Genomic DNA, 6,690 nt, shown 5'->3' with positions numbered 1-6,690 from the left:
GGCCCGAAAGGGCGATATTTATCAATTCAAGAAAAAACACATTGTATCTTGTATTTAAACGGCATATGATTGCCGGTCTTGATTTTCAGATAAATAGTTTTCGTTAGCGCATCGGTGACAACCGTGGTAAACATTGAGAAACTCGATCGTAATGCTGGCGACGAGACAGAGATTAGAGCGGCGGTACGCTCTCACGTCCGCACAGTTCTATCTCGGTCTTTAAGCAGGCTGTCCGGTGAAAAGACTGAACGAGTGCGGGCACAGCCACATCACACAGTGGCACCTCGGGTCGATTGAAACGAGCTTTGTCCTTGTCGGCCAGTCTACACTCGCAACTATCAGTTCCACTTGCCCCAGCACCCCCAAGACCGCCGCCCTCGTCCGGCGTGTTGCGGTGAATGGTGCCCTCACCTGAGAGCACACAGGTTGTGATTGTTGATCGCGCAGGCAAACGAATGACTAACCTCGTCGCCGTCAGACCGGACAAGCTCGGAGGCCCTACGTCACGGCGTGCGATTGCCCTCGACAACATCAGTCGGTTCCGCGCAACGGCGTCCCGGGTGCTCAGAGAAGGAGGACCAAAGGCCGAAGGGCAAGCAGCCAACGCCCGTTCCGTAGCTCGCGCCGTTTTACGTCAGCTTAAGCAACAGGCCCTCGACGCCCGAACAGCCCGCGAGGCCCTGATGGCCGATTTGTAGCGTTCCTACGGGGCCCCGCCTTCAGCGCCTCTTCCACGAGGCGGGGTGACATGGTGGGCCGGCAGGACTCGAGCCCCAAAGAAAAACCTATAAACGCTGCAGTCACTTAGCGATCTTCGACACCACCTTGTTATGCACTTTCGGCTGCTGCATCAAGGCAGAATAACTATTTTCCTGAAACAGCATCTTGGCTTCCTCATCGTCTGTGCGGGGCCTGATCGTTCTCGACCGAGGCTGTCGTCGGCTAATCGCCTCGCATAAATCGAATCCTTTTAGGGTTGCCGGGCTGTCGTTTGCTGGGAGCACGGTCGTCTTCGCGGTCGGCATGAGCCGCCGCATGACAGGTGAGTGGAACGGTAGGGGTGGGCTTTTACATCCCACGCGTGACGGTGGTTTTCTCGACGCTGACCGGACGATCTCACTCGACGGAAACTTTTACGTCGCCCGTTGCTGTTTTCCTGTTGCCGACATTGCCGCCGACCGAGACGTCGAGCTGGAACGTCGTTTCCACGCGGTAGATGCCGGGTCCGCGCGTCTGGAAACGGGTCTCCGACTGCTCCTGGCTCTGTACTATGACCGGCCCGGTGCCACCGGGGCCCTGAACGCCGGCCGGGTGCAGCGGCTCGTTGCGCCAGTCGACGACGCGGACCGTCGTGCCAGTCGGCAGATTGGCGTATGAGACGCGCAGCACCGGGGTGCCTTCCGAGCGCACCATCACGGCGACGACACCCGTCATGTCGGCGGTTGCCGTCGCGCTCGTATCGTGCCCGGTCTTGCCCACCACATGGCCCGCCAGGCAGCCGGCGGTGGTGACGTAGTGGCCGCCCCCGGCGGCGACCGTGTAGGTGAAGCGGAGAGCCCCCTCGCCGACTGCTTCCACCTTGGCGACCGCGCTGGCATCCGAGCGGCGGCGCTCGAAATTATCGTCGCATTCGCTGGTTTCACTGCCGGTGCGCTGCAGGCTGGCCTGCCTGCCCAGTGGCGCCTCGTCCTTGGCGTAAGCGCCGATGCTGCCTCGCCCCCCACCTCCCGTGACAGTCACCACGGACCGGCCGGATGCGCTGAAAAGGACCGGACTCATGCAGGTCGTCCGTCCCTGAAACAGATCCACCGGCATCAGCCGAACGCCGACCACGCGCGGCTCGGCCGACTTCACTGTCGCATCGGCCGATCCCGATACCCCGCTGCCGGCGCCCAGCGTATTGGCCAGCGCGCCGGTGCCGACCGCGACATCAAGGGACAGCGCCTGATTCTGGCTGTTGAACATCTTGTAGTTCAAGCCTCTGGCCACGATGGTCGTGCCGACGACCCGGTAATTCTGCCGGGTCAGGCGCTCGACGCAGCTCAGCTTGACCTGACAGCTCTGCAGCGCATCCGCTGCGCGGTTTTCGTCGAGCATCGTTGCCCAGGCAGCATCGGTCGCCAGCTCAAGCTTCGTGACCTGCTTGAAGTTTGGTCCTGCTTTGAGATGCGCGCCGTCGATTTGTGGCACGGCGAGGTCGACCCCAGCCTGCAGATTGCGATCCACCGCATATGTGAAGCTCGGGATCGAGATGTCCTGGGCTCGGCCGATCTCGGCCTGGATCCCTTCGCCCTCGCTGCCGGGTACCAGACAGGCCGGACCCAGCAAGTCGCCCCGCGGGAGCGGTACCCGGTCCTGCTGGCCAGGTGCCGGGCTGTGACCTTGCCCCCTGGATTGCCCTCGATCTGAAGCTAGGGTCCGTCGATCAGGAGACGGACGATGAAGAAGAGCCGGTTCAGTGAAGAGCAGATTATCGGCATCCTGAAGGAGCAGCAGGCTGGCCTGCCGGTCGCCGATATCTGTCGCCGCCACGGCATCAGCGACGCGACGTTCTACACATGGCGTTCGCGCTACGGTGGCATGGAGGTCTCGGATGCGCGGCGTCTGAAGGCGCTCGATGAGGAGAACCGCAAGCTCAAGAAGCTCCTGGCCGAGGCGATGCTCGACGTGGCCACGCTGCGCGAGGCACTGGGAAAAAACTTCTAACGCCTGGAGCACGGAGAACAGCCGTGAGCTGGGCCATCGAGGAGAAGGGCTATTCGCAGCGTCGCGCCTGTGGGCTGATCGGCCTGGAGCCGAAGACATACCGCTACGCCCCGACCCGTGATGATGATGCGGCCGTGCGGGTACGCCTGCGCAGCCTGGCCGGCGAGCGTCGTCGCTTTGGCTATCGGCGCCTGCTTATCCTGCTGCGGCGGGAGGGCCTTAAGCTGAATCACAAGAAGCTGTTCCGGCTCTACCGGGAGGAGCGGCTGTCGGTGCGCAGGCGGGGTGGGCGCAAACGAGCCCTAGGGACGCGGGCACCGGCCGCCGTGCCGCAGGAGCCGAACCAGCGCTGGAGCCTCGACTTCGTCTCCGACACGCTCGACGACGGACGGCGCTTCCGCATCCTCGTCGTGGTCGACGACTGCACGCGGGAGTGCCTGGCGCTCGTGGTCGACACGTCGCTGTCCGGCCAGCGGGTCGCGCGCGAACTCGACCGGATCATCGCGGATCGGGGCAAGCCGGTTATGATCGTCTCGGACAACGGCACCGAGCTGACCTCGCACGCCATTCTTCGCTGGCAGGAGGAGCGTGCGGTCGCGTGGCACTACATCGCTCCCGGCAAGCCGCAGCAGAACGGCTTCGTTGAAAGCTTGAACGGGCGCTTGCGCGACGAGTGCTTGAACGAGCATCTCTTCCGGAGCCTGTCGGCGGCTCGGACCATCATCGAGGCGTGGCGGGTGGACTACAACACCTGCCGCCCTCACACGAGCCTCGGCGGACTCACCCCGAACGCGTTTGCAACCCGGTCCAAACAGGACCAGAACCAGAACGGACTCTGGTTATGAACGGGGGCAAACAGGGGGCAAGGTCACGGGCTGTAATCCACGATGGCGCCGGGCTTCATGAAGGAATCGCTGGCCAGCACGGCCACGCAATCCATCTTCTGTTCCTTGCGGACGAACTCGCAGAGATGATCTACGACCACGACTGGCGGATTGGGTGAACGCCAGTAGAACAACCCGGCGCCCGCGACCAGGACAACCATGACAACGGCAACGGCGACCGGCTGCCTGCTCATCCGCCACTCCATCCAGGCGCCATTGCGTATGCGCGAATAGCGATGACGTGACTCAGCCGTGGGAATCAATGTCCACGGTGCCGCTCAAGCCAAGCAGGCTGTTGAAGAAGTCCGTGACGTGGCCGCGCCGGGCATGGTCGCCTCCTTCTCGGAAACGCCCGGGGCAGGTGGATGCGGAGTTCGGACCCCCGTTCGGGGGCGTTGTTCTCCTATGTGGACCTGGAAGCGTGGGGCCAGCCCGACAATCAGCTGCGCACAATCCGGCAGTTCACGGTTGTGGCACTCGCAGTGATGAACTGGGACTTCTCTGCGCTCTATGCAGCTCGGATGGTTCGTCGGTCGATCCAGCCTGAGATGCTGCTGCAGGCATTCTACGAGACCAACCACAAACGACAGCGGCATCGTGGTCGTGTGAAACCGCGAGGTTCCCGCCACTGCCTGGCCGGCCACGCTAGCAGCGTCTCACTCGTCGACGCGCGCAAGCTGCAGCCGCACCTGCTGTCGATATCGAGCTATGTGAGATGCCAGTGTGAGCCGCGCCAACAAATTCAGCTAAGCTCTTGATTTTGTTGGCGCGCCCTACGGGAATCGAACCCGTGTTTTCGCCGTGAAAGAGTGTTAACCGCTCGATTTCCGTACAGAGACGAGCTACGGCGTACGAGTAACACGTTGTGAGCAAGCACTATTCCGTGCTTGCGCATCCGCCCGTGTTCGTCCACGTCTTTTCCGTACGATTTCCGTACGTAGGAGCGCAACGGCGTAGCACGATGGCGCGCACTGTACGCAATGCGAAGCTCGACACCCGCTCGGGACGAGCCAAACTCGCGGTCCGCCGTGAGCCGTATTGGACGGTCATTTCGGCCGGCTGCGCAGTTGGCTACCGCCGCGGTGCCAAGGGTGGCACCTGGATCGCTCGCATGCGTGAGGGGAGCCGCCAACACTACGAGGCGCTCGGCGCCGCCGACGACTACCGCGAGGCCGATGGTCTGACTGTTTTCTCGTTTCCGCAGGCGCAGGAGCGAGCACGGACCTTCTTCGCTCAAACGGCGCTCCAGCTCGGCGGCTCCGAGGAAGCGGAGGTGCCCTGGACGGTAGCCACCGCCCTGAGCGACTATCTCGCAGCTCGAGAACGGCGTGGGTCGAAAGGGGTGCGCGCCGATCGGTATGCGGCTGAGGCGCGCATCCTGCCCGCGCTCGGGTCGCTTCAACTATCGGCGCTAACGACGAAGCGCATTCGCGATTGGCACCACGATCTCGCTGAGGCGCCAAAGCTGCGTCGAACTCCAGCGGGAGCGGCCGAACGTCGGGTTTCCGAGGTCGATGCTGCCGACCCGGAGGCCGTGCGGGCCCGGCGCGCGACGGCGAATCGCGTGCTCACTGTCCTGAAGGCCGCTCTCAATCGCTCGTTCCAAGAAGGCAAAGCCGCTTCAGAAGAGGCTTGGCGCCGGGTGAAACCCTACCGTGAAGCAGATGCAGCAAAGGTCCGCTATCTCACCGAACGTGAATGCCAGCGCCTCGTCGGAGCATGCGAGGGCGCGTTCGGGCATCTTGTCCGCGGAGCTCTGGTTACCGGCTGCCGGTACGGTGAATTGATCCGGATGAGGGCCGCCGATTTCGATGCCGCCGCGGGCATAGTGACGGTCGGTCGGACCAAGAGCGGAAAACCGCGGCATGTTGCGCTGAACGATGATGGCGCGGCGCTGTTTGCATCGCTGATCAGCGGAAAGGCTGGCTCCTCGCTGATTTTTGCGCGCGAGGACGGCAAAGCTTGGGGACCTTCACATCAGCAGCGCCCGCTGATTGAAGCCTCTCACCGAGCGAACATCGAACCAGCTTGCACCTTTCACATTCTGCGACACACGTACGCAAGCGCGCTCGCGATGCGCGGTGTACCGATGGGTGTTATCGCAGCGCAGCTTGGACATGCCGACACGCGCATGACGGAGCGCCACTACGCGCACTTTGCCCCGTCTTACATTGCGAGCACCATCCGAGGCGCATTACCATTTTTCGGTTTTGCCTCGTTGCCTGAGGATGCCGGTTAAGAGCCCTTAATAAAATCGATTGTGGTGCGTTGAGGGAGGATGGCGAGACCGCTCCTTCCCGACGCCTTATGGGCCGTAATCGCCCCGCCCTGACCGCCTGAGCCGCCCAAGCCTGTCATAGGCGTCGCCAACCGAGCCCACCGACGGGCGCACGCCCGCCCCTCCGCGCCGCCTTCTGAAGGACAGGGACGTATACCGCGAGCTGCACTACGCTTTTGGACACAGCCGTCATCGCGAGCACAATCCGTGCTGGTTCAACTTTTTTGGATGCGCTAACTGCTTGTTGTTACCAACTCACATAAGCAACGAGGCGTGCCAAATTGAAAGGCCCCGACTTTGCTTAACTCATACCGCCAACCGCAAGCTGAACCACGTGCCTAGAAGAACCAAGCCGCGACCGGTTTTTGAGATTGAGTTTAAGGAGCTGCCTGAAGAGCTACTAAGGCCGCGTTTGCCTGGCCGTCCTCGTGGCTCAGTCAATGATCCTATCGTTGATATAGCTGCAAAGGCGGTCCGTGATGGCTTGTGCCCGTCGGCCTATGCTGCGGCGGCAAAGCACCTCAATCAGTTTAAGTCAGGCCCGTTTACAGCAAACACTAAGGCGATTTTTGAGAGACGAATACGTCGGAGACTGAGGGAGCTTGAGCGCGAGGATCAAGGCTGTGATTAAGGCGAACTCCAAGCCCATTATCACGCAGCTTATGATCGGCATTATCAGCAAGCTTACTGGTTAAGTTGATACGCCGCTTAACGAAGCGATTAGTCTCAGACAAGGTACCAAATTAATCAATTATTGTTCGTATATTTGTCGCCGTTCATTCGTGTACTCCAAGGCTTCTAGCCGGCCGCGGAGTGTTGTTC

General features: G+C 61.7%; 4 protein-coding genes and 1 pseudogene. 3 read left to right on the top strand and 2 right to left on the bottom strand.

Annotated features, from left to right (window positions below; translation table 11 throughout):
• Positions 1–1,116 precede the first annotated feature (1,116 nt).
• Complete coding sequence (locus tag JOE48_RS30020) at positions 1,117–2,328, bottom strand: hypothetical protein (protein WP_210035477.1); 1,212 nt, start codon at positions 2,326–2,328, stop codon at positions 1,117–1,119.
• Positions 2,329–2,439: 111 nt separating this feature from the next.
• Between JOE48_RS30020 and JOE48_RS30015 the strand changes: the two genes are divergently transcribed.
• Positions 2,440–3,551, top strand: a protein-coding gene (locus JOE48_RS30015; protein WP_210031638.1) for an IS3 family transposase whose coding sequence is annotated in 2 segments (ribosomal slippage) — positions 2,440–2,689 and positions 2,689–3,551 — 1,113 coding nt in all. Because the reading frame shifts where the segments join, the coding sequence is not laid out codon by codon here.
• A gap of 23 nt (positions 3,552–3,574) precedes the next feature.
• Here JOE48_RS30015 and JOE48_RS30010 read toward each other — a convergent pair.
• On the bottom strand, positions 3,575–3,784 hold the full coding sequence (locus JOE48_RS30010; protein ID WP_210035475.1) for a hypothetical protein: 210 nt from the start codon (positions 3,782–3,784) through the stop codon (positions 3,575–3,577).
• Positions 3,785–3,955: 171 nt separating this feature from the next.
• On the opposite strand from JOE48_RS30010, the pseudogene JOE48_RS30005 reads away from it, so the two are divergent.
• Both JOE48_RS30005 and JOE48_RS30000 read left to right on the top strand, forming a co-directional pair.
• Positions 3,956–4,180, top strand: a pseudogene (locus JOE48_RS30005) (IS5/IS1182 family transposase); the annotation flags it as partial.
• A 371-nt stretch (positions 4,181–4,551) separates the two neighbouring features.
• The gene (locus tag JOE48_RS30000; protein WP_210035473.1) at positions 4,552–5,829 is read left to right on the top strand and encodes a site-specific integrase; all 1,278 of its coding nucleotides are present in this window, start codon (positions 4,552–4,554) and stop codon (positions 5,827–5,829) included.
• Positions 5,830–6,690: the final 861 nt, after the last annotated feature.

The sequence above is a fragment of the Methylobacterium sp. PvR107 genome (genome assembly GCF_017833295.1).
In the GTDB taxonomy this organism is placed as follows: domain Bacteria; phylum Pseudomonadota; class Alphaproteobacteria; order Rhizobiales; family Beijerinckiaceae; genus Methylobacterium.
This window is presented reverse-complemented; position numbering and strand designations above follow the sequence as displayed.